Origin of the sequence: Sphingomonas sp. Leaf20 (genome assembly GCF_001421535.1) — a bacterium.
GTDB lineage: Bacteria > Pseudomonadota > Alphaproteobacteria > Sphingomonadales > Sphingomonadaceae > Sphingomonas.
Map to the genome: position 1 here is coordinate 14,992 of NZ_LMKN01000010.1, position 25,698 is coordinate 40,689.

Here is a 25,698-nt window from a genome sequence, read left to right on the forward strand (position 1 = left end):
CGCCCTAGAGCACATTCGACCAGTGCGGCGTGGCTCACGCCACCGCCGGCAGCCGATCGAAATGCTTGTCGAGGGTCAGTGGATAATCGCGAAGGCGGACGCCCGTCGCGTTGTACATGGCGTTCGCTACCGCCGCGCCGACGCCGCACAGGCCGAGCTCGCCGATGCCCTTAGCCTTCATCGGATTGGCCTTGTCGTCGGCCTCGTCGAGGAAGATCACGTCCTGGTGCGGGATGTCGGCGTGGACCGGCACCTCGTAGCTGGCCAGGTCGTGGTTGACGAAGAAGCCGAAGCGCTTGTCGACCGCCAGTTCCTCCATCAACGCTGAGCCGACACCCATCGTCATCGCGCCGATCACCTGGCTACGCGCCGAGGTCGGATTGATGATCCGCCCGGATGCGCAGACCGCCAGCATGCGACGCAGGCGGGTCGCGCCCGTATAGCTATCGACGCCGACCTCGACGAAGTGTGCGCCGAAGGTTGACAGCTGCCAGCTCTTGTCGAGATCGCCATATTCGATCTTGTCCTCGGCAACCAACTCGCCTGAGGAGGCGGCTTGGCGAAGGTCGGCCGAGCGATTGCCGCTCGTGACCTTGCCGCCGTCGAACACCGCATCGGCCGAATTATAGCCGAGACGCTGGGCGACGGCCTCGCGCAGCTTGACGCACGCCGCATACACCCCCGCCGTCGCGTTGGCGGCGCCGAACTGGCCGCCCGACCCGGCGGAGACCGGGAATGCCGAGCTGCCGAGCTTGACGACGACCGCGTCGAGGGGGACGCCCATCATCTCCGCCGCGGTCTGCGCGATGATCGTGTAGCTGCCGGTGCCGATGTCGGTCATGTCGGTCTCGACGGTGACGATGCCGTCATTGCCGAGCCGGACGCGAGCACCCGACGTCATGTTCATGTGATTACGGAACGCGGATGCCACGCCCATCCCGACCAGCCAGCGCCCGTCGCGAACCTGGCCGGGCTGCGCGTTGCGACGCGACCAGCCGAACTGCTGTGCACCCTCGGTCAGGCAGCGGACCAGCTCACGCTGCGAGAAGCGTCGCTTGGGATCCTTCGGATCGACCTGCGTGTCGTTCTTCACGCGGAAGGCGATCGGATCCATGCGGAGCTTTTCCGCCATCTCGTCCATCGCGATCTCAAGCGCCATCAGGCCCGGCGCTTCGCCCGGCGCGCGCATCGCGTTGCCCTCGGGCAGGTCGAGCACCGCGAGGCGCATCGACGTCAGGCGGTTCGCGCCAGCATAGAGCAGGTTCGTCTGCAGGACTGCCGCTTCCGGACTGCCGTTCGGCTGGTCGCCCGAGCCGCTCTCATGCGCGATCGCGGTGATCGTGCCGTCCTTCGCTGCGCCGATGCGGATGCGCTGGCGCGTCGCCGGCCGATGCGTCGTGTTGTTGGCCATGAACGGCCGGCTCATCGCCAGCTTGACCGGACGCCCTGCCGCCTTCGCGCCAAGCGCCGCGAGGACCGCATCGCTGCGCAGGAACAGCTTCCCGCCAAAACCGCCGCCGACATAGGGCGAAAGGAAGGTGACCTTCTCCTTCGGCATGTTCAGCGTGGTGGCGAGATCGGTGCGACCCCAGTCGATCATCTGGTTCGACGTCCACACCGTCAGCGCGTCGCCGTTCCAGGCGGCGATCGAGGCGAACGGCTCCATCATCGCATGGCTGTGATCCGGCGTGGTATAGTGCGCATCGAGCTTGACCGGCGCGGATGCGAAGGCGGTTTCGAACGTGCCGACCCGGTCTTCGCCCTTGCCGGGCTTGTCCGCGTCGGTCAGCGGCGCCGTCTTCAACGCCGCATCCAGATCGAACCTGCCCTTGCCGCGCGCATAATCGACGCGGACCAAGCCGGCCGCGGCGCGGGCCTGCTCGAACGTCTCGGCGACGACGACCGCCACTGCCTGGTGATAATGATCGACGTCCGGCCCGGCGAGTAGCTTGACGGTGTTGAACTTACCCTTGCCAAGCTTGCCCACATCCGCGGCGGTGACGATCGCGATTACGCCCGGTGCAGCCTTCGCCGCGACCGTGTCGATCGCGTTGATGCGGCCCTTGGCGACGGCTGTGCCTACGGCATAGCCATAAGCGGCGTTCTCGATCTCGCGATGATGCTCATAGGCATAGGGCGCCAGCCCGGTCGTCTTGAGCGGGCCGTCGATGCGGGTATGCGCGCGCCCGACAACCTTCATCCGGTCGATCGGGTTGGCGACGGCGGGTGTATCGAACTTCATGCGATTATGCCTTCGCTTCGGCGATGACCGAGGCCAGTGCGCGGGTGGCAAGCGGGAGCTTGAACGCGTTGTCCTTGGTCGGCGTCGCGCCCTGGAACGCACGCGCGGTCACCGCGGCGGCACCGCGTGGCAGCAGCGCGTCCGCTGCCTCGACACGCCAGGGGCGGGGGGCCACGCCGCCGAACGCGACGCGCCCGGTACCGTCTGGCTGGATCACCGCCGCCACTGACACCAGCGCGTAGGCGTAGGACGCACGATCGCGCACCTTCTCGTAGAAATGCTTGCCACCTAGCGGCTTGGGCAACGTCACCGCGGTGATCAGTTCGCCCTGCTTCAGCACGGTATCCTGCTGGGGCGTGTCACCCCATAGCCGGTGGAAGTCGGCGATCGCGATCGACCGGCGCTGGCCGGTCGCATCGACCGTCTCGACCACCGCATCCAGCACGCGCATCGCCACGGCCATGTCACCCGGGAACGTCGCGATGCAGCTGTCGCTGACGCCGATGACGCCCAACTGGCGCGAGTATCCGCCGATCGCGGCGCAGCCCGAACCCGGCTTGCGCTTGTTGCACGCCATGTTGGTGTCGTAGAAATACGGGCAGCGCGTGCGCTGGAGCAGATTGCCGGCGGTCGACGCCTTGTTACGCAACTGGCCCGATGCCCCCGCGACGATCGCGCGCGTCAGCACGCCGTAATCGCGCATAACCCGCTCGTCGGCGGCGAGGTTAGTGTTGGTCACCAGTGCGCCGATGCGCAGCCCGCCTTCACGCGTCGCCTCGATCTTGTCGAAACCGAGATCCTGCACGTCGACGAGATGCGTCGGCGTCTCGACCTCGATCTTCATCAGGTCGAGCAGGTTGGTCCCGCCGGCGATGAACTTGGCCGCCGGGTTGCCGGCGACCGCGCGCGCCGCGGCGCTCGCATCCTTCGCGCGCTCATAGGTGAAAGCTCTCATGCTTTTGCTCCCGCGACTTCGGCCATGGCCTCGGCGATGTTGGAATAGGCACCGCAGCGGCAGATGTTGCCGCTCATGCGCTCGCGCATCTCGACGTTCGTCGCGGTCGGCTTGGTCATCAGGTCGCCCTGCGCATGGCTGGGCACGCCACGCTTGATCTCGTCGAGGACCGCGACGGCCGAGCAGATCTGACCCGGCGTGCAATAGCCGCATTGATAGCCGTCATGCTTGATGAAGGCCGCCTGCATCGGGTGCAGCTTGTCCGGCGTGCCGAGGCCCTCGATCGTCGTGATCTCGTCGCCTTCGTGCATCACCGCGAGGCTCAGGCAGGAATTGATGCGGACCCCATCGACCATCACGGTGCAGGCGCCGCACTGGCCATGATCGCAGCCCTTCTTGGTGCCCGTCAGGTGCAGGTGTTCGCGCAGCGCGTCGAGCAGGGTCGTCCGCGGATCGAGGCTGAGCTCGCGCTTCTCACCATTGACCTTGAACCGCACCGGCATGGTCGGCGTGGCGCTAGCCTGGGGCGGCGTCGTCGCGACGGCGCCGGCCGGCGATGCGGCGATCACGGCTGTCGCCGCGCTGCCCGCGAGGAGCCCACGGCGCGAAAGCTCTACTTCAGATATGCTGGGCATGGGCTTCATCTCTCTTGCTGCCGTACCGCGCGTCCGCGGTAACTGTCTGATCTACATCAACGATTGTCTCGGACTGTAACGCGTCGCCGTGCCGTTTGGAGCGTGCATGATGTTCAATGAAACCATGAGGATGGCTCATGGCCCAACTCTCCGGGCGAGGCTTTTCGAGCGCCGTTGTCGCTTCATAGGCCTGGACCAATTGCGCCATGATCGAGAGCGCTAGCGTCTGGGGATCGCGTGTCGCCTTGATCAGACCGACGGGGCCGACAACCCGCGCGATATCATCGCGCTCCGCCCATGCTTCCAGAAGGCGCCGCTGACGCTCGATATGCGTTTTCATGCTGCCCATCGCGCCGATGAAGAACGGGCGTTGCTCCAGGACCTGGAGCAGGAGTGGCGTCTCCCAGTCGTGATCGTGGAACAGCGTCACGACCGCGGTCCAGGGATCGATCGCCAATCCGTCCACGCGGCCGACGAACCGGAGAAGATCCGCGGATCGTCCCTGCCGCCGTGTGTCCTCGACGAGCGAGGCCTGGGGGCTCAACAGCGTGGCGTCGGCGCCATAGGCGTGGGCGATGTCGAGCATCGCGGCGGGCTCTGCGCCATGTCCCATGACGACCAGCCGAAGGACCGGATCGTGACGTACGCTGAAAATCGTATCGAGCCACCGCGTGCGATCACCGTCGCGAGACCAAGCGGCAATGATAGTCCCGTCGAGCGAGAGGTGGAGCACGACCGGCTCGCGCCGTTCCAGAATGGCGATGGCGCGATCGATCTGCCGACGATCCGGTGTCGGCGTGAACAGCAGGTCGATGCCCCCGCCGCAGGGCAGCCGAATGTCGATGTAGCGCGAACCGTCGCCATAGCGCACGTGACGTGCGCGCCCTTCGGCAAGGGCCTCCTGCGCCTCTGCGATCACGGCGGCTTCCACGCACCCACCGGAAAACGAGCCCAGCGACCGTCCGCTTTCGGCCACCGCCATATGCTCGCCCGGCGCGCGGGCCGCGCTGCCGGTGACGTCGGTCAGCGTCACCAGCGCGGCCCGCTCTCCCCGTTCGTCACAGTCGCGCAGGAAGCGCAGGATCGCCAGCGCCTGCTTCATGCCGCTACGGCTTGGGCAGGGGCGGCGGGGCGACGATCGGCTCGGCCGATCGCGACCGCGGCGAGTGCTGCAATCGCAAGAAGGCCGGCGCTGGCGAGAAACTCGGCGCGCGGACCCGCTGCATCGAAGACAATGCCGCCCATCGTCGCGCCCAGCGTAATCGCGAGCTGCACGATCGCCACCATCAGCCCGCCGCCAGCCTCGGCCTCGTCGGGCACCGTGCGCGCCAGCCATGTCCACCACGCCACCGGCGCGGACGTGCCTGCGAAACCCCAAACCGCAAGCAATATTCCGACCGCCACGACGGACGTACCAAGCACCGTCAGTGCCGCCGCCGTTGCCGCCATCAACGCTGGCAGCACGGCAAGGGTGAGGAACAGGCCCCCGTTCAGCACCCGCCCGATCAGGACGGTGCCGATGAATCCGGATACGCCGAGAATGAGCAGCATGATCGACAGCATGGCCGGCGAGACATGCGTCACCTGCTCGAGGAACGGGCGGAGATAGGTGAACAGCGCGAACTGCCCGACGAACAGCATCGCGACGGTCAGCAGGCCGAATACCACGGGCGGCCGGCGCAGCAGGGCGAACATGCCGCGGGCGCTCTGTCGTTCTGCAACCGGAAGCGGTGGCAGCGTCAGCGCCTGCCAGATCACGGCCGCGACGGCGACCGGTACCACGCAGAAGAATGCGCCGCGCCACCCGATCAGGCTGCCGACGAAACTGCCCAGCGGCGCCGCGAGCACGGTGGCCAGTGCATTGCCGCCACTGATGACCGCGAGCGCTTTGGGGACCGCGTGGCTCGGCACCAGTCGCATGGCGATCGCAGCCGACATCGACCAGAACCCGCCGATGGCGATACCGAGCAGCGCGCGGCCGGCCATGAAGACCAGATAGGTCGGCGCAAACGCGACGATGGCACCGGAGACCACCAGCATGCTGGTCAGGACGAGCAGCACGATCCGACGGTCCGTTTTCCCCAGTACGGAGGACAGCGACAGGCTAGTGATGACCGCGAACAGCCCGGATATGGAAATCGCCTGTCCGGCCTTGCCCTCGGTCAGATTCAGCGTGTGTGCGATCGGGCTCAGCAGGCTGACCGGCATGAACTCGGACGCGATCAGCACGAAGCTGCACAGTGCCATTGCATATACCGCGCCCCAGCGGGCGGGCCGATCGTCGATGCGCGCGGCATCCGTGTCCGCAACCGCGGCGATGGGACTTGCCATGATGGCTCTCCTGATTGTGCCAAATGCGCCCGGACCCGTCGTGGAGGGGGATCGCGACGGATCCGGGCGCTCGTGCCGTGCCGGTTCGGGGACGAACGGTTGGCTGCGAAGAATGCTAATTTAGGGAAGGACGATCCGACCGACAATTCAGCCAGACGTTGATGCCTTGGTGAGCGCTGCTCATGCACACGCCCGTAAAACCGCGAACCGTCAGGCTGGAGTGACCCGGTACCGAAGCCAGACGGTCCCGCCGTCCATGACGTCATGACTCATCAACGCCAGAGTATCGATCGGCAACCGTTCCGAAGCCGCCGTGCCGGAGCCTTCGAAAACGGCCGGAGCGCCCGATGCCCCGTCGATCGCAGGCACGAGCATCAGGCTGATCTCGTCGATGAGGCCGGCACGGAGAAAGCCGCCGTTGAGGTGACCGCCGCCTTCGAGGAGCAGGCGGTCGATCCCCAGTTCGGTATTCAGAATTTCTACGACCTCGTGCGGGTCGAGGTCGGTCTCGCCGGCAAAGACATAGCCGACGCCGTCCTCGCGCAGTCCCGCGAGATGCGCGTCCGATACCGCCTTGGTTAGCACGACCACGATAGGATCGCCGCTTACATCGCTACGCCCCCACGCGATCTTGCCATGAGCGTCCAACACGATGCCATACGCTTCCGCCGCGTGGTTCGGGAGCCAGGCGGTACGGAGAAAGCTCGCCTCCGGCTGGTCCGGATACGCGTCGCGCTTGGCGAACTCTTGGCCGGTGACACGGCCGACGAGCCATGACCCGCCTCCGAGCCTGTCATGCAGGTCCTCGTAAATATCATGCGAATGCGCGCCGCTTGGCGTCCAGCGTTCAGGCAGGATCCTGCCGTCGATGCTGCTGGCCATGTGACAGATGATATGCGGCTTCATGTACGGGAATCCCGGGCTTGTCTTTAAATCTAGTCACGAGGAACGACCGCAGCGGCCTGTCGGCCCAATGAGGCTACTGCACCGGATCGGTGAGGGGATTTCATGGAAGCGGCATCGACCGACTTCGTTCTGAACCATATCCGCGGCGATCGAGCCGCTTCAGCGCGAAGGAAATCGAGATGGCCGACCAGAACCAGAATTACGCAGGCAAGATCGCCTTCGTCACCGGCGCCGCCAATGGAATCGGGCGCACCACTGCCATCGCCTTCGCCGAGGCTGGTGCACATGTCGCCGTCGTTGATCTGAACGGAGACGGCGTTGCCGAGGTCGTCGCGGCGATCGAGGCAGCGGGGGGCAGCGCGGTCGGGATCACCTGCGACGTCTCGAAGAGCGAGGACGTTCGTACCGCGCTCGACAAGACGGTCGAGGCCTTTGGCGGCATCGACATCGCGTTCAACAACGCCGGTATCGAGCAGCAGCAGATCCCGCTGGCGGACCTCAGCGAGGAGGATTTCGACCGCATGACCGCGATCGATCTGCGCGGCGTGTTCCTCTGCATGAAATACCAGATTCCGCTGATGCAGAAGCGGGGCGGCGGCGCGATCGTCAACACCTCGTCGGGCGCAGGCGTCGTCGGAATTGCAGGGCAGGCCGGGTACGTTGCCGTCAAGCACGGCGTGATCGGAATGAGCAAGTCGGCTGCGCTCGAATATATCGGCGACAATGTCCGCGTGAACGTCATCTGCCCCGGCATCATCGAAACGCCGATGATCACCGACCGGGTGTCTGGCGGTACCGAGGAAGGCCAGAAGAAGATGATCGCGCAGGAGCCGATCGGCCGCATGGGCAAGCCCGAGGAGATCGCCGCCGCGGTGCTCTACATTTGCTCCGACTCGGCTGCGTTCATGGTCGGTCATGCGATGGTCGTGGATGGTGGACAGACGGTCGGTCTTGGCGGTTGATCAGGTACTGGCAGCGCGCGCAGCGGCCAGTCGTGGCGCCGCTGCCTCGTTCCGAGCGCCTGGAAATCGTTGAGATCCAGTCGTTGCCTCTGCTTTACCAAGAACCGCTATGTGAGATCGACCCATGACGACTGACCTTCCGATCACTCCTGACGGGCTTGCCCAGGTTCGCGCGATGCTGGCGACCGGGCGGCAGCCTCCGCTCGGGGAAAAGCTCGGCATCTCGCTGGTCGAGGTCGAATACGGGCATGCCGTCTTCGAAGCCACGCCGGACGGCACGTCCTACAATCCGATGGGAACGGTGCACGGCGGGTATATCTCGGCAATCCTCGACAGTGCCTGCGGCATCGCTGCGCACACCGGGTTGAAACCGGGCTTCGGCTATACGACGCTGGAGTTGAAGGTGTCGTTTCTACGCCCGCTGAACGATTCCAGCGGGAAGATCCGGGCGGTCGGACGCCTTGTGTCGATGGGCGGTCGCGCCGCATTTTCGGAGGCGACCCTGGTCAACGAGAAGGGGCAGCTCTGCGCGACGGCGACGTCGACGCTGCTCGTCTTCGAACTTCGACCACGAAAAGCGGTAGCAAATCCGGCTGATGGCGCCTCCTAAGAGCCTGGCCTCGCTTTAGTCGCCACCGGCAGGCGTCGGGCCGTCACGCCGCCCTGGGTCAGAACGACCGGCGCTATGCTGCCGTCTTTACGGAAATGCATCCGCTCGATCGCGACCTGACGATGATTGCCGTTCGTCTCACCCAGGGGACGTCGGTGATAGACGATATACCAATCATCCGTTCCAGGGATGCAGACAGCGGAATGATGCCCCGCGCCGCGAGCGACGCGCGCGTCCTGCTCGAGAATCTTGCCGCGCGGTGTGAACGGTCCGAGAGGGTTGGAAGCCGTAGCGTAGGCGACGCTGTACAGCGGTCCCGTCCACTCGCCTTCCGACCACATCAGGTAATAGATTCCGCGCCGCTTCAGCATGAACGGTCCCTCGACATAGTCGGCGGAGGGGGTGATCGCCTTGTACGTCTCGCCGTCCGCGAACGGGGTGAGGCTGGTGAGGTCTCGCGACAGCTTCACAACGTTGCAGTGTTTCCAGCCGCCATAATACAGGTAGCAGGTTCCATCGTCGTCGCGGAACACCATCTGGTCGATCGGCTGCGCGCCGTTGACGATGCTGCCGATCAGGGGTTTGCCGATCGCGTCGCGGAACGGGCCTTCCGGGCGGTCGCTGACCGCCACGCCGATTCCGCCGCGCTGTCGGTCGGTCTTGATGTCGTTCGCGCCGAAGAACAGGAAATAGCGGCCATCCTGCTCGATCGCCGAAGGGGCCCACACCGCATAGGCCGCCCAGTCGACGTCCTTGACGTCGAGGACGCGCGGATGGCGGGTCCAGGATACCAGGTCTGGCGAGGAGAACGCGTCGAGAAACGTCTGTCGCAGAAACGGGCTCCATATCGTCGGCGAGGCGCGTTCATGGGTTTGCCAACGGGTGAACCGGCTGGGCGGGGCGGGGACGGGCCCGTCGGCGGAATAGGTCGGATAGATCCAGTATCGATCGCCGAAAATGCGGATCTCCGGATCGGCGGACCAGCCCGGCAGAACGGGATTGGCTGCCCACGCAGTCCTCGAAGTGGCAGCGCCAACGGCGAGTCCCGCCAACAGCATTCGTCGATCGATCAAAGGCATTACTGGGTCCGTTGCAGTTTGGACGGGTGTGCTTTGAAACGGTATTCGCCGTATTTAACGCGAATGACCAGCGTGTCATCCAGACAATCTCCCGGATTTGTCGACCAATCGATCGCGGAGTCGCGTTGGATGCTGATGGTTCGGATTGATGAAATCTGTTCATCGAAGCATCAACCAGATAGCGGGTAATTTAGCCTGCCGCGTGTCCCATATTCCGTCTGCAACGTAAGCACACCGAGGTCGGCGTATCGCCGCCCCGATCAATTGCTGAAATGGAGGGCAGTGAAATGACTGACCGTATCAAAGATAAGGTCGTCGTGATTACCGGCGCCTCGAGCGGCCTCGGCGAGGCGGCGGCACGGCATCTGGCGGCGTGCGGCGCGACGGTCGTGCTCGGCGCGCGCCGTACAGGTCGCCTCGAAACGCTCGTCGCAGAGATCGTGGCGGCGGGCGGACAGGCTCTGGCTGTGCAGACCGACGTTACCGACCGTGCAGCGGTCGCCAACCTCGTCGACACCGCCGTACAGCGCTTTGGCGGGATCGACGTCCTCATCAACAATGCCGGGATTATGCCCCTGTCGGCTTTGGAAAGCCTCAAGGTGGATGAATGGGACCGCATGGTCGACGTCAACATCAAGGGCGTGCTGTACGGAATCGCGGCCGCGCTGCCGCATATGAAGGCGCAGAAATCGGGCCAGGTGATCACGACCTCTTCCGTTGCCGGCCACGTCGTCTTCCCAGCATCGGCGGTCTATTCCGGCACGAAGTTCGCGGTCCGCGCCATCTGCGAAGGCTTCCGTCAGGAAGTGAAGGACTACAACATCCGGACCACTATCCTGTGCCCCGGCGCGGTGAAGACCGAGTTGCTCGAGCAGATCTCGGACGAGGGCGTCCGCTCCGCAAACAGCGATTATGTCGGCAAGGTCGGTATCTCAGCCGACAGCTTTGCCAGGATGGTGGCGTTTGCGATCAGTCAGCCCGATGATGTCGACGTCAACGAGATCATCTTCCGCCCGACTGCGCAGCAATTATGATTTTTGGCTTCACAGCAGAGGGCCACCGCAGCGTTGCGCACTGTTTATCGAGGACGATGATGATCAGAGTTCTGACAATTTCGGCAATTCTCCTGGCGTCCAACGGCGTCGCACACGCACAGCAAGGAAAGAGCAAGATGGATATATCCCGCAAGGCAGACCTGAAGACGGTCCCCGGCCCCGACGCGTATTTCACCGGCAAGGTCACGATCACCGGACAATTCCAGCGGCCCGAGCCGTCGCGCGTCGGCGGTGCCGTGGTCCATTTCGAGCCGGGCGCACGCACCGCCTGGCATACCCACCCGGCCGGGCAGACGCTCATCGTCACCGAAGGTGTCGGCTGGACGCAGGTCGAGGGCGGACCGAAGCTCGAATTCCATGCGGGCGACCAGCTCTGGTGCCCCCCTGAACACAAGCACTGGCATGGCGCGACCGCGCATGACGCCATGACTCACATCGCCATCCAGGAATCTGTGAATGGCACACCCGTAACCTGGATGGAAAAGGTGAGCGACGAGCAATATCTCGCGCCGTTGGCGAAGGGCTGAGTGGTACCGCACGTCATCGTCAAGCTATGGCCGGGCAAGTCGGACGATCAGAAGCCGGCTTGCTGACGCGATCACGGAGAGGGTGACCGGCATCCTCGGCTATGGCGATGACGCAGTATCGATCGCGTTTGACGAGGTCGTGCGAACGACTGGAGCGAACCGGTCTACAAGGTCGATATTTCGGGTCGATGGGAACGATCTCGCCAAGCGACCGGGATACGGCGATCGCCCTCAGGACAGAGGCGCGACGCCTGATCCGGACGAAGCCTTCACGCGGGCGAACAGCGGCGCCATCCTAAACTGAGGCTTGGCACGCGGTCGATGGCGAGCGATCGCGTCTTATAAGTTCGCTCCCGCGTCGGCAGCCCGGAAGCCGACCACAAATATTTCGATGAACAAATGTCTGAAGTTGGGAAGCCGAAAACGAACCGCGAATGACCGGCTATGGGTCTTCAAAGCGGTACCGTCTACCGCCCGTCCTTCGTGACGAGCCTGCCGCCCGTCCACGCTACGACGGGCGGCACCTTAAAGTTGACATGCGGCGCCAATATCACTTGGGGAAATGGATCCCACAAAGCTTATTGCCATCGGGGTCGCGAAAATAGGCGAGCTCGATCGTCCCCATCGACGCAGTCTCGCGTGGGCCAGGCGGGGCCTCGATCGAGGTGCCCCCATTGGCAACTGCGGCATCGTGAAGCTGCTTTACTTGCTCAGGTGAGTTGCATGAAAAGGCGACGGTACTGCCGTTCGCGACGGTCGCAGGTTCATCGTTGATTGGCTGGCTAACGATGAAGTTCGTTCCGTTGCCATTATTGTAGATGAGCCGGGTGTGGCCGCTATCGGCGATATTCCGCATCGGTTCACCTACACCGAGTGTGCCAAGCACCGTATCGTAGAATCGCTTCGATCGTTCGATGTCGTTTGATCCGACCATAGTATGAAACAGCATGCTTGTTCTCCTGCTCAAGGCGTTATTCAATAGATACGGGTGATGAGGACGCTACGAGCGGTCATCCAGTTCCGAAACACCGCTCTGCCCGTCGGCGTAGGCAGCCATGAAGGCCGGCCGGGTCTGCCACCGCCGCCAGAACGCGTCGATATGCTCAAAACGCTCGTCCAGCGGGGTGGCGTTCACCGGGTATTTGGAAAACGCGATCGCGGTGGCTAGCGTGATGTCCGAGAAGGTCGGTTTGTCTCCGCCGAGCAGCCACGTCCGCCCGTCGGCAAAATGCCGGTCGACCAGTGCTGCATGCGCAAGCGCCACTTTGCGCGAATGCTCACCCCATGCGGCGTTGTGCGTCAGTTCCAACTTGGGCCCGAGGCCCTGGTGCAGGACGTGGAAGGCGGTGACGATCGGATAGAGGATGTGGACCCAGACCCGGTTGTCCCACATCTGGTCGAGGCCGCGCTCGATCGGCGTCTCGCCCATGACCTTGCGGCCTTCGAAGCTGTCGTCGAGGTAGCGCGCGATAGCCGACGTCTCGCTCAGGAACGACCCGTCCGCCAGCACCAGCGTCGGCGTTTCGCCCCACGGGTTCATCTTCAGGTGTCGCCACCCGCGCTGTTCACCCACAGGCGACATGTCGTACACAGTTTCGGCAAACCGGTCGGCGATGCCCTTCTCGTGCATGAAAATGCGCAGCCGCTGTGGATTAGGGAAAGCAGAAGGGGAGGTGAAGAGCGCCAGCGTATCGGCCATGGGAGGTCTCGCTTTCATCGATCATATCACCTGCCTGTCAGATGACAGGTATGTATCTGCGGCGTAAAACTTGCCTCGTCAATCCCTGTCTGGCATATGACAGGTGGAGGCGTGACGATGGCGGCAACGACGAAGGAGAATACGCGGGAGGCGATCCTGCTGGCCGCACGCGAGGCGGCGATGACGCGCGGCTACGGCGGCATCAACTTCCGCGACCTTGCCGCAACGGTCGGCATCAAGGCGGCCAGCATCAACTATTATTTCGCCAACAAGGCGTTGCTCGGTGAGGCGGTGGCCCGTCGCTACCAAGTGGATATCGCCCGCGATCTCGAGGCGATATCCACCGACGCGAAGGACGCGAGGGACGCGTTACGACGATACCCGAGCATCTTCCGGGCGTCTCTGGAGCGTAACAATCGGATGTGCCTCAGCAGCTTCATGGCGGCCGAGCGTGACGAGCTGCCTGAGCCGGTTCTCAAACAGGTACAGGCTTTCGCCGACGTCAACGTGGCGTGGCTCAGTAAACAGCTTGCCGCCGCAGCGATTGGATCGCCGGAAAGCGTCGAGGCAAGAGCGCGCGCAATCTACGCGGCAGTTGCCGGCGCACAGATCATTGCCCGCAGCAGATCCGACATCGCCGTATTCGATGCCCTGGTCGAAAGCTACCGCGCGGCCGGGCCGCTTCCCAGCTAGCTCCTTGTGGTGTCCGAATTCGCGTAGCTGCACGCTCGACAGACATGAACCAATGACCGGTATGGGGACTGGCGGGGTGAGGGCTTAATGACCGTTTCTGGGTCAGCGCCGGGGGCGGGGCGGGGCGGCGTGGTGTCGTCAAAAGCACGGAGTTGTGGATGGGAATGGTAGCCATCTGACTGTTAGCGCCTAAAGCCGCCCTTTGCCTCACCGAGAAGGCCCGGTTAAGATCACGCGCCAGGCGGACTTTCCTTTCTCGCGTTTTAGCCGCAAGTAACGGTTAAATGGCTCTCCCACCCGACTATTATTCAGTTCTAGGTGTTCCCTCGACGGCAAGTCGCGACACTATCCACGCCGCGTGGAAAGCGCTGCTCCGTCAATATCACCCCGATGCCAACCATGGTGTGGATGTCTCTGCTCGTGCGAAAGAGATCAACGAGGCGTATTCCGTTTTGGGAAAGAAGGAAGCACGTGCCGCCTATGATCGGTCGCAGATCAGGCCGTCTGCCCACCGAGCGACCGAGGACCGCCCGTTTCACCCCAGGAAAGCCGGCAGGCGCCCGATGCGACCTAGCCCGTCGATGCAGCCCGGCGGTAGCTTCTCGCAGCCGCTACAGCCCAACGAATGGCTGATGGGCCTTTTCCTGCTGATCCTCACCGCCGCACCGATCGCTACAATCCTGGTTCTGTGGAATGAGGAATCCGGATTGGCACCTACGGCTCGACGTAGCGTCGCCGCTAATCCCATGCGTGAGCCCTCCGCAAAAGACGTCCGCAGCTCATCGGGCACAAAACTCGGACTTGGACAGCCTGCTTCTTAAACTAACGCCCGGTCGGGACATTCAAGTTCGCAGGGTCAGGCGCCAAAAGCCGTCGTAACGCGGAGATGAACGAGCGGCCGAAGTTGGGGAGCTGGGAAGGGGGCGGGGACGTCTGATTATGGGTCGAATTGCTTTCCATCGCGCGCTGAAAATTAACAGGCGCGGCCGGCGAACCATAAGCCTCGTACGACATAATATTTTTTGCGAATCCCAATAGGTTAAACGTGCGCCTGCGCGCGCCCGTCTCAACGATCATGACAAAGCTGTTATATTGCTAGTGACTCGCAACAGCACATGACATAGAGGCCTTCCGATAACGGGGGTTCAGTATGAGTTTTTCGAGTATATTGCTGGCGAGCGCAGCGTCTGTCGGGGCACCTTTGCCAGCTCCGGCTGAGGAGCCAAGGACCGTAGAAACGTCCACCGGATCGGACGATGCGGAGAAGTCCGACGAGATCATGGTCATCGGCAAAAGCTATGGTCGTGCGGTCGGAAAGACCCTGACGCCGCTCAAGGACACGCCGAACACCATTACCGTGATCGATCGCGATCAGATCGAGGCGCAGAACCTGTTCACGCTGGAAGACGCTCTGACCGCGACCAATGGCATCACCGTCAATGGCGTCGGCAGCGAGGACCCGTCGTTCTTCTCGCGCGGGTTCGCGATCACCAATTACCTGATGGACGGCGTCCCGAGCTTTGCGTTCAACTTCCCGTCCGCCGTGCCGGACCTATTCTTCTACGATCGGCTGGAAGTGTTGCGCGGCCCGGCAGGTCTGTTCAGCGGATCGGGCAATCCGGCGGGCAGCATCAACATGGTGCGCAAGCGGCCGCTCGACGCGTTCAGGATGCAGGCGAGCGCCGGCGCCGGCAGCTACGACAATCTACGCTTCGAACTCGACGTCTCGACGCCGATCGGATCGAAGGCGGGGTTGCGCGTCGGCGCGATGGCGCAGGACCAGGACCAGTTCTTCGTCACCGCCCACCGCAACCGCATCGGCGGGTTCGCGGTCGGTTCGCTCGAGATCGGCGAGCGCACCACGCTGACGGTCGGCGGCTATTACGACCGCTTCCGTCCGGCGGTGCAGTCGGGACTGCCCGGCATCATCGGCGGCGCGGACGGCAGCGACGGCAAGTTGCTGGACGTGAAGCGGTCGACCTATCTCGGCGCCGACTGGAACCGGTTCAACGCCGAGACCTGGACCGGGTTCGCCGAACTGGCGCACAAGATCAGCGACCGCTGGACGTTGCGCGCGACCGGGCTGTTCACCGACGTCGATCGCGTCGACATCTACAGCTATATCGGCAACCAGCCGGTCACCGCGACCAACGGCTCGACCAGCCACATCGCTTATCGCGGCGACAGCAAGCAGCAGACGCGCTCGTTCGACTTCAACGGCATCGGCAGCTTCCCGCTGTTCGGGCGCGACCAGACGCTGATCCTCGGCACCGATTACCAGGCGAGTTCGGGCACGTCCTATTTCACCCGGCTGTCCAATTATGCGCGGATCGACGTGTATAATCCGGTCTCGCCGTTCGAGCCGCCGCTGAACCCGTATGGCGCGTCGCCCTATTATCCGGTGCAGGGGACGGGGGCGACCTGTCCCAATTCCAGCACCGCGATCACGCCCGCGCCCGCCAATTGCGCGCTGCAGGTCTATGGCGGTTCTTCGACCGACGTCGAGCAATACGGCATCTACGGGCAGATGCGGCTGAGCCTGCTTGCCGGCCTGACGCTGATCGGTGGCGGCCGCGTGACGTGGTGGGATACCACGACGACCACGTTGCTGACACCAAGCGGTGTCTTGCCGCCGTCGACCCGCTACGGGATCGACAACCGCTTCACGCCCTATGCGGGTATTGTCTGGGACGTAACGTCGCAGCTCAATCTCTATGCGAGCTATGCTGACAGCTTCACGCCGCAGGCGGCACCGGTCGGCCGGGCACGTCCCGACGGGCAGCAGATCGAGCCGCTGGTCGGTGCGCAATATGAGGCGGGGACGAAGCTCTCGCTGATGAACGATCGCCTGCTGCTGTCGGCGGCGGCGTATCAGATCACGCAGACCAACCGGTTGTTCAACGATCCCGACATCCAGACCGTCGTGCTGCAGACCGGCAAGGTCCGCTCGCGCGGTATCGAGGCCGAGGCGACCGGCGAGATCCTGCCCGGCTGGCGGATCAATGGCGGCTACACCTACACCAAGACCAAGTATCTGGAGGACCAGACCACCGCGTTCGAGGGGCTGCCACTGGTGCCGATCGTGCCTAAGCATATGATCAAGGCGTTCACCAATTACGCGCCGGTCGACGGGCCGCTGGCCGGCGCAAGCCTCGGCGGTAGCGTGACGTGGTTCAGCTCGACCTTCGGCGGCAACGCAGCGGTATTCAACGCCGACGGCACGCTGCGGACCCGGTCCACCATCGTACGCCAGCCCAGCTATGCGGTGCTCGACCTGCGTGCGGGCTACAAGTTCAACGACCGGGTGGGCGTCTCGGTCAACGTCGCGAACGTACTCGACAAGAGCTATTACGCGCGCATCGCCGCCACCGGTCGCGGCAATTACTATGGCAGCCCGCGCACCGCGTTCGCGACGCTTCGGTATACATTCGAATGACGGCGAGCGACGCGCATGCCCGTGTACGCTGGGCGCGACGTGGCGACATCGCGCTGCGCGTCGTTGCCGCGGTGCCACTCGGCTATGCGACCGCGAGCCTCTGGGCGATGGCGATCGCGCGGCTGCTGCCCGGTGATCGTGCCGAGGCGAGCGTCACCGCCTCGCTGATCGCGCTCGCCGTGTGCGCGCTCGCGGCGATGTGGGCGTTCGCGGCGCGTAGCGGCTGGCGGGCGATCTGGACGCTGGCCATCGCCGCCGGGATCGCCGCGGCGATCGCATGGGTCTCGATCGACGCGACGGGGCGGCTATGAGAAAGGGCTTTCGACAGTCGCAGGCGTTCCTGCATACGTGGTCCGGGCTGCTGCTCGGCTGGATCCTGTTCCTCGTGTTCGTCGCAGGCACGATCGCGTTCTGGCGCGAGGGGCTCAACCGCTGGATGCGGCCCGAGATCGCGCGCGTCGAACAGCCGATGCGCGTGCTGGCAGGGTCGCAAGCGTTCCTTGCTCGCAAAGCGCCCGATGCGAAGAGCTGGATCATCCCGGTAGCGACGGAACGATCGCCCGGTGCGCAGGTCTTCTGGGTGCCGCAGCCGAAGCCCGGCGAAGAGCATGGCAGGCGGGGCAGGCGAGGGCGCGGCGACACGCAGGCGCTGATCGGCGCCGACGGACAGGTCGCGCAGGCGCGCGAGACGCGGGGCGGGGATTTCTTTTACCGCTTCCACTTCGATCTCCATTACATGCCGGTGATCTGGGCGCGGTGGCTGGTCGGGTTCGCGACGATGATGATGCTGGTCGCGATCGTCAGCGGGATCGTCACGCACAAGAAGATCTTCAAGGATTTCTTCACGTTGCGCCGTGCCAAGGGCCAGCGCTCCTGGCTCGACGGGCATAACGCGACCGCGGTGCTGGCGCTGCCGTTCCACCTGATGATCACCTATACCGGGCTGGTCACGTTGATGACGCTGCTGATGCCATGGGCGGTCGTCGCCAATTATACCGATCAGAATACCGTGTTCGCCGCGCTGTTCCCGACCGCCAATGTGGTCGAGCGGACCGGCCGTCCCGCGCCGTTGATCGACCTGCGACGGATCGCCACCGACGCCGAACGCCGGCTCGGTGCGCCCGCCAGTTTCATCGAGGTCAGCGATCCCGGCGACGCCGCCGCACGGATCACGATCAGCCAGAGCGCCCATTCGATGCTGTCGTCGCGGACGCCGCGACTGACCTATGACGGCGTGACCGGGCGTCTCGTCTGGCGTTCGCCGCCACCCGGCGCCGCCGCCGAGACCGCGGGCGCGATGGTCGGGCTCCACGCCGGACGGTTCGCAGGCAACGGCGGCCGCTGGCTGTATTTCCTGTGCGGGATCGCCGGCACGCTGATGGTCGCGAGCGGTCTCGTGCTGTGGACGGTCAAGCGTCGCGAGCGCCTGCCCGACCCGACCCGGCCGCATTTCGGGTTCCGCCTCGTCGAGCGGCTCAACGTCGCGGTGATCGGCGGCTTCCCGCTCGGGATCGCGTGCTTCTTCTGGGCCAACCGCCTGCTGCCGGTAACACTTGGCGAGCGTGCGGACTGGGAGATCAACGTATTGCTCATCGCCTGGGCAATCGTCGCGGTGACGGCGTTCGTCGTCAGGCCGGCGCGTGTGTGGCCGGCGCTGTTCGCGTTGACCGGCGTGCTGCTCGTCGCGTTGCCGGTGTACGACGTCGTCGCGACCGATCGCGGGCTGTTCGCGTCGCTGGCGATAGGCGACATGATGATCGCCAGCATCGATGCGGCGATCTCGGTCTTTGGAATAGCGTTTCTGCTACTTGCCCGCCGCGTCGCGCACCATCGCCCCGTTGCAAAGCGCGTTCGCAGGGCTAGAACCGCCACCGCCTCCAGGGTTCCGGAGCCCGCCGAATGAGCATCCTGTCACTCCTGCTCGCCACCGCCGCGTTCTTCCTGCTTGGCCTGGCGACCGAGGCGCATCATCGCCGTCGGTTCGGGGCATGTCCGCAGGCGGCGCGGTGTAAAATGTTGCGGACCGGCGGCTGGCTTTCGCTGGTTGTAAGCGTCGCGCCCGCGCTTCTTGCCCGAGGATGGATCTTCGGGCCGATCCTATGGGCAGGCGCGATCATGGCCGGCGCCGGGATCGCCTTCCTCGCGCTCAACTTCGTTCCCGCTCGTGCGATGCGCGATCCGGAAATCCCTAGCCCATCGGTGAGCGCTTCCAGCCGCCTGTGTAACGGATTGGCCTGCAGGTGCGGCGCATCGATCTGATGAATGATTGGCCGATATTGGGTAGCCGACAAGAGCCTACGAATGTCGGCTCGTGGGTCGTCGGAGCTAGCCATCGGGCGAGCGTCGACGATGTCAGCGATAGTGCATTAGCCAACCGATCCGGCGGGTGGTCTGCTTCGTCAAACAGGCAGGATGGTTCAACGTCTCAATCGTGCCGGCACCGTCGCGATCGTCAAGCGGACAGGCCACATCACGCTCCCGGATCCACGCTGGTTGCGACGTTCTGAGGGTAACCCGACGGGCAGCAGGTAGACGCCTCATCGTCCTGGTATACGTCGCGTTCAGTTGAGCATCTGCCCGTTTGTAGTCTGCGACGAAACAGGCCGACATCGCGGATGTTACGCCCTTTGCCGCCTCACCTGCGTTTAGGCAGCGATCGAGCGGGCTGGAGGCGGCGAGGGCAAATACGAGGACGAGCATCGGTGATCTCCGTTGTCCGATGAACGTCGGGCACCGCCTTCGGTTGCGACGTTAGCGGTCGTCCTGTCGCGTCAGCCGATGCCCGCCAGCAACGCTGGTCAGATTTGGAGCGGAACGGTGCCGCGACGAGCGGTCATCGCCGCGCCGATTGAGGAGCATACGATCAGCCCGATCGCCAGCCACTGTCCGGTGCTCAGCACCTCGCCGAGCAGCGCCAGGCCCATCAGCGCACCAACCGCTGGTTCGGCGCTCATCAGCGTGCCGAACGTATTCGACGGCAGCCGCCGGAGCGCGATCATCTCCATGCCATAGGGGATGGCGCTCGACAGGATGCCGACGACAAGCCCCAGGGCGAGCACCTCCGGACGAAGCAAAGCGGTACCGGCTTCCGCGATACCGACCGGTGCCGCGACCAGAGCTGCGACGATCATGCCACCAGCGGCCGCGGCCGGGCCGTGCGCCTCGCTCGCGCGCTTGCCGATCAGAATGTACAGAGCCCAGCACGCACCGGCGAATAGCGCCAGCATGATCCCGCGCCAGTCCAGCGAAGCCGAACCGCTCCACAGGGGCAGCAGCAGTGTCAGGCCGGTCACGGCCAAGCCGATCCAGACGAAGTCGATCCAACGTCGCGAGGTGAAAACGGCGACCGCGAGTGGGCCGGTGAACTCAATCGCGATGGCGACACCGAGCGGAATGTATGTGAGCGCGTTGTAAAAGCTGAGGTTCATCGCCCCGAGCACGACGCCGTAGCCGACCAGCGGCCGCCAGCCGGCGTCGAGGCGCAGGCGCCAAGGCCGCAGGATGATCGACAGGACCAGCGCACCAACGATCAGGCGGATCGCGGTCGCGCCGTCGGCACCGACGATCGGGAACAGGCGCTTGGCGAACGACGCGCCACAGGTGACGGACACGAGCGACAGGACGAGAGCGCCAAGCGCCGGATAGTCGGTAGTCGAGGACGTATGCGGTGTGCGTAGTACAAGGGTCATGTCTGTTCTCGTTGGGGCTACTGCCAGGAATGTACCCACCGAGCGCGATCAGCGTGGTTCGATTTCGCGCTGAACCGATAAAGTTTATCGGCTACACGGCTCACGATGAGCAAGGCTATCGCCCTCGACGCGTTCGACCGGAAGCTGCTGGAACGCCTGCAGGTCGACGCGCAGACACCTATTCCCGTCCTCGCCGACGAGATCGGGCTGTCCGCGCCGGCCTGCTATCGACGCATACGGCGCCTGCGTGACACCGGGGCGATCAACCGAGAGGTGGCGGTCGTCCACCCTCGCACCCTTGGTTGGCCGCTGTCGATGCTCGTGCTGGTCACGATGGAACGCGAGAACGCGCGCACGGTCGACGAGATGGTGCGGATGCTGAAGGACGTTCCCGGAGTGATCGAGGCCTGGAACGTCACTGGCGATCACGACTTTGTCGTCCGCATGCTGGCGCGCGACATGGAGAGCTACGATGAACTGGTACGCGAATTGTTCGCTGCGGACGATCGCGTGCGCAGCTTCAAGACGCTGGTCGTCATCCGCCAGGTCAAGGATGCGAGCCCCGTTCCCGTCGCATAGGCGGCGCGCTGATCACCCAGTCCGGGGCTTGGAGTCACATCCACAAGGCCGTGCAGCTTTTCGCCATCTGGACTGATCGGCAAGCTGAACAAGAGGCCGCTTTCGATCGGGGCACTGAGACTGCTGAGCGACCGTTTCTGGGTCAACCGCGAGGCGCATAGTAATGAACGAGGGCAACACGCTGAAGTCGCGCTCTGGGCCGATGGATGCAGTCACGTGCTCATCTCGGTTGAATCACTGATTGCGTAGCGCTGCATGCGTGAGATGTTCAAGCCTAGGCCCACGTGGCACGTCCACCCCACGCCTGCTCCTCAATATCGCACGCTGATGGTACCCAGCACCGAACGCGGTGCGCCATAATAACCGCCGTCGAAATTGGTTGCAGTCAGGTATTTGGTGTTGGTGACGTTGCGTAGGTTTACTGCAGCCGAAATGTTCGGCGTGATGCCGTACGCTGCCAGCAGGTCGAGTAGCGCATAATTTCCCTGCCGGCCCAGCCCGGTCGGCGAGATGATCCGGCTCTGATACTGCGCGCTGGCGCCCAGCTTGAGGGCGGGCAGCATCGGGAGCGTATAGCTGAGATTGAGCCGCCCGGTGTTGCGCGCGACATAACGCCGCACCGGATTGCCCTCCGGGTCCTCGATCCGCATTACCGTATATCCGCCCGTCATCTGAAGGCCCGGCGCGAGCTGCCCGCCGACATCGATCTCCACGCCTTCCGACCGCGCATCGATCCCGACATAATAGGTGCGGGTGACGTTGTTCTCGGTCACGATGCCCGCCGCTTCGGCGGTATTGTCCTGCCGCGTCTTGAATACCGCGACCGTCGCGTTCAGCCGACCGGCGAACCAGTCGCCCTTGATCCCGAGTTCGAGGTTCTCGCCCGCGATCGGATCGATGATGCGGTTGTTGATGTCGAGCAGCTGGTTCTGCGGATTGAAGATCGTCGCGTAGCTGCCGTAGAGGCTGAGGTTGCTCGTCACGTCGACCGTAGCGCCGGCGAACGGCAGGAACCGCGTCGCGTCAAAATCGGTGTTGCCGCCGTAGGAAAAGCCCGTGCTCTTGGCATGCGTCACGTTGCCACCGAACATCACCTTCACCGCGTCGCCGGGATTGAACCGGATGAGACCATAGGCAGTCTCGCGCCGTGTGTGGGTATTCTGGCTCGACGCAGGGTCGCTCGAAAACGTCGTGGGAAAATTGGGCAGCGAGAAATTTCCCGCGAACAGGTCGGGATAGGGCAGGTAGGTCCCGATCGTGCTGTTGTCGTAGCTCGACTGCTGGACATAGTCTTGCGCGCTGCGGTTCACGCCAATGTTGATCTCGTGCTCACGCCCCAGGAACGTCACTGGGCCGGCGATGTACGCCTCCATCGTGAGGTTGCGCGTGGTTGCGGGGAACTTGCCCGGATAGCTCTGGATCCCGACCTGGAGCCCGGTTGCCGGATCTATGCCGATGCCGTCGGCGTCGTTTCGCAGCGGGTTGCCGTAGACATAGAACAGCGTGTTGTTCTCGTCGGTTGCACGGCGGATCGCGCTCGCACGCGCAACCCAGCCATTGCCGAACCGGTGCGTGATGTCGCCGAAGATCTGGCGGTCAATCACGTTCCAGCTCGACCAGTCGGGCGCGACGTTCGACGAGCGCGCGAAGTTCAACGGCGTCCCGTCGCTGTAGGTGAGCGGGATCGCACCCCACATCGCGCCGCGGCTTTTATGGTCCTGATGACCATAGCCCGCGCTGACCGTCGTGCTGGTACCAAGGTCCGCCTCGACGATACCGTAGCCGACCCAGCGACGAAGACCATAGCGGTCGAGATAGCTGTCGCCGTCCTGGTACGCCCCGACTGCAAGCGCCCGGATGCTGCCGTCCTTGGTGATCGGCACACTGACATCGGCCTCGCCGCGATACTGGTCGAACGAGCCATATTGCCCGCTCGCGCGCACCTGCAGATCCTTGGTAGGACGCTTGCGGATGAAGTTCACGACGGCGGACGGGTTGCCGGTCGACGAGAGCAGGCCGGGGGCACCGCGGACGACCTCGATGTGATCGTAGAAGGCGGTATCGATCGAACCGGTCTGGATGCCGAACGCGAACGGAACGCCGATGCCGTCAACCTGGAACGTCTGGATGTCGAAGCCGCGTGCGGAGAAATACACTCGGTCGGTCTCGCCAGCTTGCACGTTCACGCCGGGAACCGTGCCAAGCAACGTATTGACGTCATTAAGCTGGAAATCCTCGATCTGCGCGCGCGTGACAACGCTGACCGACTGCGGCGTCTCTCGGAGCGTAAGGTTGAGCCGCGTTGCGGTCGTTTGCCCGGGGATCGTATAGTCGCTGCTGCCTTCAGTACGTGCGCCAGTTACGACAATCTCATCCGCGGCTTGGCGGGCCTGAAGCGCGGCCTCGGCCCCGGGATCTGGCAGCGTAACGGGCGAAGCGTCAAGATTGGCCGTGGCCATGAGAACGGCGAGTAAGGCAGTCATTCGTATCCCCCCAGAGATGTCTTGCGGTCTCGTGAGATCAAATAAACACTAATGAAAGTCATTATCATTAATTGCGGCATGGCGTACTCGAGGGCAGGAGTAACCCTAGTCGTGCCTAGACGATCGACCGATCCTGCGGGGGAAATGAACGGACGACTGGTTTAAGCAGGCTCCAGATCGGTGCTAAATGTCCGGAACTGGGTCTAATGTGCGAATGCTGAGCGCAGCGTAGCAGTTCGGCGAGTCATGTTAGGCTTCAGCGATCATCGCAATCGGCACTTTCATTCCAGCGATCCGCACTGGCATCTTGGCGCCTTGCCGTGCTGAAGGATCGGCGTCGAACCACTTGTTCCATTCTTCGGCGGCCCCCGCGAAATCCTCGTCAGGCGCGCGCGCCGTCCAGCCCTTGCGCGCCTTGATCGAACGCAACATCACCCAGCGGCGTGTCGATGCAACGGGTAGACATACGGCCACCGGGCCCGCGGCTTTTATCGAACACAATGGCATTGTGGTCCTGATGACGGAGCGCTTGGGCGTAGGACAGGCCTGCCATCCCCGCATCGATGATTCCGATCCGCATGATATCCGTCCGTGCCGGCGTGCAGCGACTGAACTTGCAGCTGACCGAAGGGCCCCAAACGCCAGGCTCGTCGATTGGAGCCGGCCCAGGCGCAGACTTTAGTCTCTGGCTGCCGGCTCGAGGATGAAGTTTCAGCTTCGAACGTCTCCGCCGCCGAAGACGACTTGATTGCGCACGGCAGGGGCGAACAGGCCGTAAAGAAACGGCAGGTTGCCACCGCTCGCCGCATCGAGAGCCGCACGGTGCTCGGGTGGCAGGGTGAGGCTGAGTGCGGCGACATTGTCGGTTACCTGCTCCGCCCGGCTCACGCCCAGCAGCGTTGATGCGACCCCGGGCTGCCCGACCACCCAGGACAGCGCGACGCGCGCCGGCGTCTCGTTAATCTCTGCTGCGATGCGCTTCAGTTCGTCGACGATCTGCCAGTTGCGCTCGGTGAACAACGTGTCGCCGAACGGATTGTCGCCATCGAGACGCTTGTCGTCGACGGGCCGCGCCGTGTCGTCCTGCCCGGCCTGGTTGGGGACGCCGCCCGCGCGCTTCGGACCCGCCTCGACGGTCGCGCGGTCATATTTGCCGGTGAGCATGCCATAGGCGAGGGGGCTCCAGGGCACGAAACCCATGCCCGCCGATCGCGCGAGCGGCAGATGCTCGGCTTCGACCCCGCGTTCGACCAGCGAATAGAAATATTGCAGACCGATCGGCGCCGGATCCCCCTGGACTCGCGCCAGCGTCGCGAGTTCGGCGACGTACCAGGCCGGGGTATTGGATATGCCCCAATAGCGGATCTTGCCCGCTGCAACGAGCGCGGTCATCGTCCGCAGCAGTTCCTCGGCGGGGGTGACGCCGTCCCAGACATGCACCCAGTACAGGTCGATGAAGTCCGTCCGGAGGCGGCGGAGCGATCCTTCGACGGACGCTAGAATGTGGCGCGCGCCATTGCCGCCTGCATGATAGCCATGACCGGTCGCAAACCCCGATTTCGTCGCGATCACCAGCCGATCGCGCGACGATTGTGCGGCGACGAAACTGCCGACCATCTCTTCCGATCGCCCGCCTGCATAAACGTCTGCGGTGTCGATGAAATTTCCACCGAGATCAGTGTAGCGATCGAACACCGCACGGCTGCCGCTCTCGTCCAGACCCCATCGCGGCGTACCGAAGGTCATCGTGCCGAGCGCCAGCGGGCTGACGAGAAGGCCGGAGCGGCCAAGCGGGAGATAGGTGTCGAGGGTCATGG

The 25,698-nt window shown here is 64.0% G+C and carries 26 protein-coding genes; 11 read left to right on the forward strand and 15 right to left on the reverse strand.

What is annotated here, in order from left to right; all coding sequences use genetic code 11:
- Window positions 1-34: 34 nt before the first annotated feature.
- The 6 genes from paoC to ASE72_RS17115 form a co-directional block, all read right to left on the reverse strand.
- Window positions 35-2,242, reverse strand: coding sequence for an aldehyde oxidoreductase molybdenum-binding subunit PaoC (gene paoC, locus ASE72_RS17090; protein WP_056024449.1), 2,208 nt, complete (start codon window positions 2,240-2,242; stop codon window positions 35-37).
- A 4-nt stretch (window positions 2,243-2,246) separates the two neighbouring features.
- Window positions 2,247-3,197: an FAD binding domain-containing protein gene (locus ASE72_RS17095; RefSeq protein ID WP_056024453.1), complete on the reverse strand. Its 951-nt coding sequence runs from the start codon at window positions 3,195-3,197 to the stop codon at window positions 2,247-2,249.
- Entirely contained in the window at window positions 3,194-3,832 is a 639-nt protein-coding gene (gene paoA / locus ASE72_RS17100) for an aldehyde dehydrogenase iron-sulfur subunit PaoA (RefSeq protein WP_056405795.1), read from the reverse strand. Before paoA ends, ASE72_RS17095 begins: the two co-directional genes overlap by 4 nt.
- Complete coding sequence (locus ASE72_RS17105) at window positions 3,816-4,934, reverse strand: XdhC family protein (RefSeq protein WP_056024456.1); 1,119 nt, start codon at window positions 4,932-4,934, stop codon at window positions 3,816-3,818. The genes paoA and ASE72_RS17105 overlap by 17 nt, the downstream gene beginning before the upstream one ends.
- On the reverse strand, window positions 4,931-6,163 hold the full coding sequence (locus ASE72_RS17110) for an MFS transporter (RefSeq protein ID WP_056024459.1): 1,233 nt from the start codon (window positions 6,161-6,163) through the stop codon (window positions 4,931-4,933). The genes ASE72_RS17105 and ASE72_RS17110 overlap by 4 nt, the downstream gene beginning before the upstream one ends.
- 210 nt (window positions 6,164-6,373) lie before the next feature.
- Window positions 6,374-7,069: a RibD family protein gene (locus ASE72_RS17115; RefSeq protein WP_056024461.1), complete on the reverse strand. Its 696-nt coding sequence runs from the start codon at window positions 7,067-7,069 to the stop codon at window positions 6,374-6,376.
- A gap of 179 nt (window positions 7,070-7,248) precedes the next feature.
- On the opposite strand from ASE72_RS17115, the gene ASE72_RS17120 reads away from it, so the two are divergent.
- Both ASE72_RS17120 and ASE72_RS17125 read left to right on the forward strand, forming a co-directional pair.
- Complete coding sequence (locus ASE72_RS17120) at window positions 7,249-8,031, forward strand: glucose 1-dehydrogenase (RefSeq protein ID WP_056024464.1); 783 nt, start codon at window positions 7,249-7,251, stop codon at window positions 8,029-8,031.
- Window positions 8,032-8,155: 124 nt separating this feature from the next.
- On the forward strand, window positions 8,156-8,641 hold the full coding sequence (locus tag ASE72_RS17125; protein WP_056024468.1) for a PaaI family thioesterase: 486 nt from the start codon (window positions 8,156-8,158) through the stop codon (window positions 8,639-8,641).
- Here ASE72_RS17125 and ASE72_RS17130 read toward each other — a convergent pair.
- Window positions 8,638-9,720 carry a glycoside hydrolase family 43 protein gene (locus tag ASE72_RS17130; RefSeq protein ID WP_235532429.1) on the reverse strand — a complete coding sequence of 361 codons (1,083 nt, stop codon included), beginning with the start codon at window positions 9,718-9,720 and terminating at the stop codon, window positions 8,638-8,640. The two genes, ASE72_RS17125 and ASE72_RS17130, sit on opposite strands and share 4 nt — an antisense overlap.
- Before the next feature lie 287 nt (window positions 9,721-10,007).
- Here ASE72_RS17130 and ASE72_RS17135 point away from each other — a divergent pair, with 287 nt between their 5' ends.
- Window positions 10,008-10,754: an SDR family oxidoreductase gene (locus tag ASE72_RS17135; protein WP_056024824.1), complete on the forward strand. Its 747-nt coding sequence runs from the start codon at window positions 10,008-10,010 to the stop codon at window positions 10,752-10,754.
- A 137-nt stretch (window positions 10,755-10,891) separates the two neighbouring features.
- Complete coding sequence (locus ASE72_RS17140) at window positions 10,892-11,302, forward strand: (R)-mandelonitrile lyase (protein WP_056024474.1); 411 nt, start codon at window positions 10,892-10,894, stop codon at window positions 11,300-11,302.
- A 550-nt stretch (window positions 11,303-11,852) separates the two neighbouring features.
- Here the strand turns inward: ASE72_RS17140 and ASE72_RS17145 are convergent.
- A complete protein-coding gene (locus ASE72_RS17145; RefSeq protein ID WP_056024477.1) occupies window positions 11,853-12,251 on the reverse strand; it encodes a VOC family protein in 399 nt (132 codons plus the stop codon).
- Between the two features lie 51 nt (window positions 12,252-12,302).
- A complete protein-coding gene (locus ASE72_RS17150) occupies window positions 12,303-13,001 on the reverse strand; it encodes a glutathione S-transferase family protein (RefSeq protein WP_056024480.1) in 699 nt (232 codons plus the stop codon).
- A gap of 117 nt (window positions 13,002-13,118) precedes the next feature.
- On the opposite strand from ASE72_RS17150, the gene ASE72_RS17155 reads away from it, so the two are divergent.
- From ASE72_RS17155 to ASE72_RS17175, 6 genes are all read left to right on the forward strand, one after another.
- On the forward strand, window positions 13,119-13,694 hold the full coding sequence (locus tag ASE72_RS17155) for a TetR/AcrR family transcriptional regulator (RefSeq protein WP_056024484.1): 576 nt from the start codon (window positions 13,119-13,121) through the stop codon (window positions 13,692-13,694).
- A gap of 284 nt (window positions 13,695-13,978) precedes the next feature.
- Window positions 13,979-14,515, forward strand: coding sequence for a J domain-containing protein (locus ASE72_RS21220; protein ID WP_082446243.1), 537 nt, complete (start codon window positions 13,979-13,981; stop codon window positions 14,513-14,515).
- A gap of 458 nt (window positions 14,516-14,973) precedes the next feature.
- Window positions 14,974-17,130: a TonB-dependent siderophore receptor gene (locus ASE72_RS17160; RefSeq protein ID WP_235532430.1), complete on the forward strand. Its 2,157-nt coding sequence runs from the start codon at window positions 14,974-14,976 to the stop codon at window positions 17,128-17,130.
- Window positions 17,127-17,441 carry a hypothetical protein gene (locus tag ASE72_RS17165; protein ID WP_056024489.1) on the forward strand — a complete coding sequence of 105 codons (315 nt, stop codon included), beginning with the start codon at window positions 17,127-17,129 and terminating at the stop codon, window positions 17,439-17,441. Before ASE72_RS17160 ends, ASE72_RS17165 begins: the two co-directional genes overlap by 4 nt.
- Window positions 17,438-19,033 (forward strand): PepSY-associated TM helix domain-containing protein, encoded by a 1,596-nt coding sequence (locus tag ASE72_RS17170; protein ID WP_056024493.1) that lies wholly within the window; start codon window positions 17,438-17,440, stop codon window positions 19,031-19,033. Before ASE72_RS17165 ends, ASE72_RS17170 begins: the two co-directional genes overlap by 4 nt.
- Window positions 19,030-19,389, forward strand: a complete 360-nt coding sequence (locus ASE72_RS17175) for a DUF3325 domain-containing protein (protein WP_056024496.1) — start codon at window positions 19,030-19,032, stop codon at window positions 19,387-19,389. The genes ASE72_RS17170 and ASE72_RS17175 overlap by 4 nt, the downstream gene beginning before the upstream one ends.
- Before the next feature lie 93 nt (window positions 19,390-19,482).
- On the opposite strand, the gene ASE72_RS21225 is transcribed toward ASE72_RS17175, so the two are convergent.
- Together ASE72_RS21225 and ASE72_RS17180 are read right to left on the reverse strand one after the other, a co-directional pair.
- Window positions 19,483-19,830, reverse strand: coding sequence for a lysozyme inhibitor LprI family protein (locus ASE72_RS21225; RefSeq protein WP_082446244.1), 348 nt, complete (start codon window positions 19,828-19,830; stop codon window positions 19,483-19,485).
- A gap of 98 nt (window positions 19,831-19,928) precedes the next feature.
- Window positions 19,929-20,819: an EamA family transporter gene (locus tag ASE72_RS17180; RefSeq protein ID WP_056024498.1), complete on the reverse strand. Its 891-nt coding sequence runs from the start codon at window positions 20,817-20,819 to the stop codon at window positions 19,929-19,931.
- A 105-nt stretch (window positions 20,820-20,924) separates the two neighbouring features.
- On the opposite strand from ASE72_RS17180, the gene ASE72_RS17185 reads away from it, so the two are divergent.
- Window positions 20,925-21,398: an Lrp/AsnC family transcriptional regulator gene (locus tag ASE72_RS17185; protein WP_056024501.1), complete on the forward strand. Its 474-nt coding sequence runs from the start codon at window positions 20,925-20,927 to the stop codon at window positions 21,396-21,398.
- Window positions 21,399-21,709: 311 nt separating this feature from the next.
- On the opposite strand, the gene ASE72_RS17190 is transcribed toward ASE72_RS17185, so the two are convergent.
- The 4 genes from ASE72_RS17190 to ASE72_RS17200 form a co-directional block, all read right to left on the reverse strand.
- Window positions 21,710-23,881, reverse strand: a complete 2,172-nt coding sequence (locus tag ASE72_RS17190) for a TonB-dependent siderophore receptor (RefSeq protein WP_082446245.1) — start codon at window positions 23,879-23,881, stop codon at window positions 21,710-21,712.
- A gap of 249 nt (window positions 23,882-24,130) precedes the next feature.
- Entirely contained in the window at window positions 24,131-24,313 is a 183-nt protein-coding gene (locus ASE72_RS17195) for a hypothetical protein (protein ID WP_056024507.1), read from the reverse strand.
- On the reverse strand, window positions 24,264-24,461 hold the full coding sequence (locus tag ASE72_RS19805; RefSeq protein WP_082446246.1) for an NAD(P)-binding protein: 198 nt from the start codon (window positions 24,459-24,461) through the stop codon (window positions 24,264-24,266). The genes ASE72_RS17195 and ASE72_RS19805 overlap by 50 nt, the downstream gene beginning before the upstream one ends.
- 131 nt (window positions 24,462-24,592) lie before the next feature.
- The gene (locus tag ASE72_RS17200) at window positions 24,593-25,696 is read right to left on the reverse strand and encodes an aldo/keto reductase (protein WP_056024510.1); all 1,104 of its coding nucleotides are present in this window, start codon (window positions 25,694-25,696) and stop codon (window positions 24,593-24,595) included.
- Window positions 25,697-25,698 lie beyond the last annotated feature (2 nt).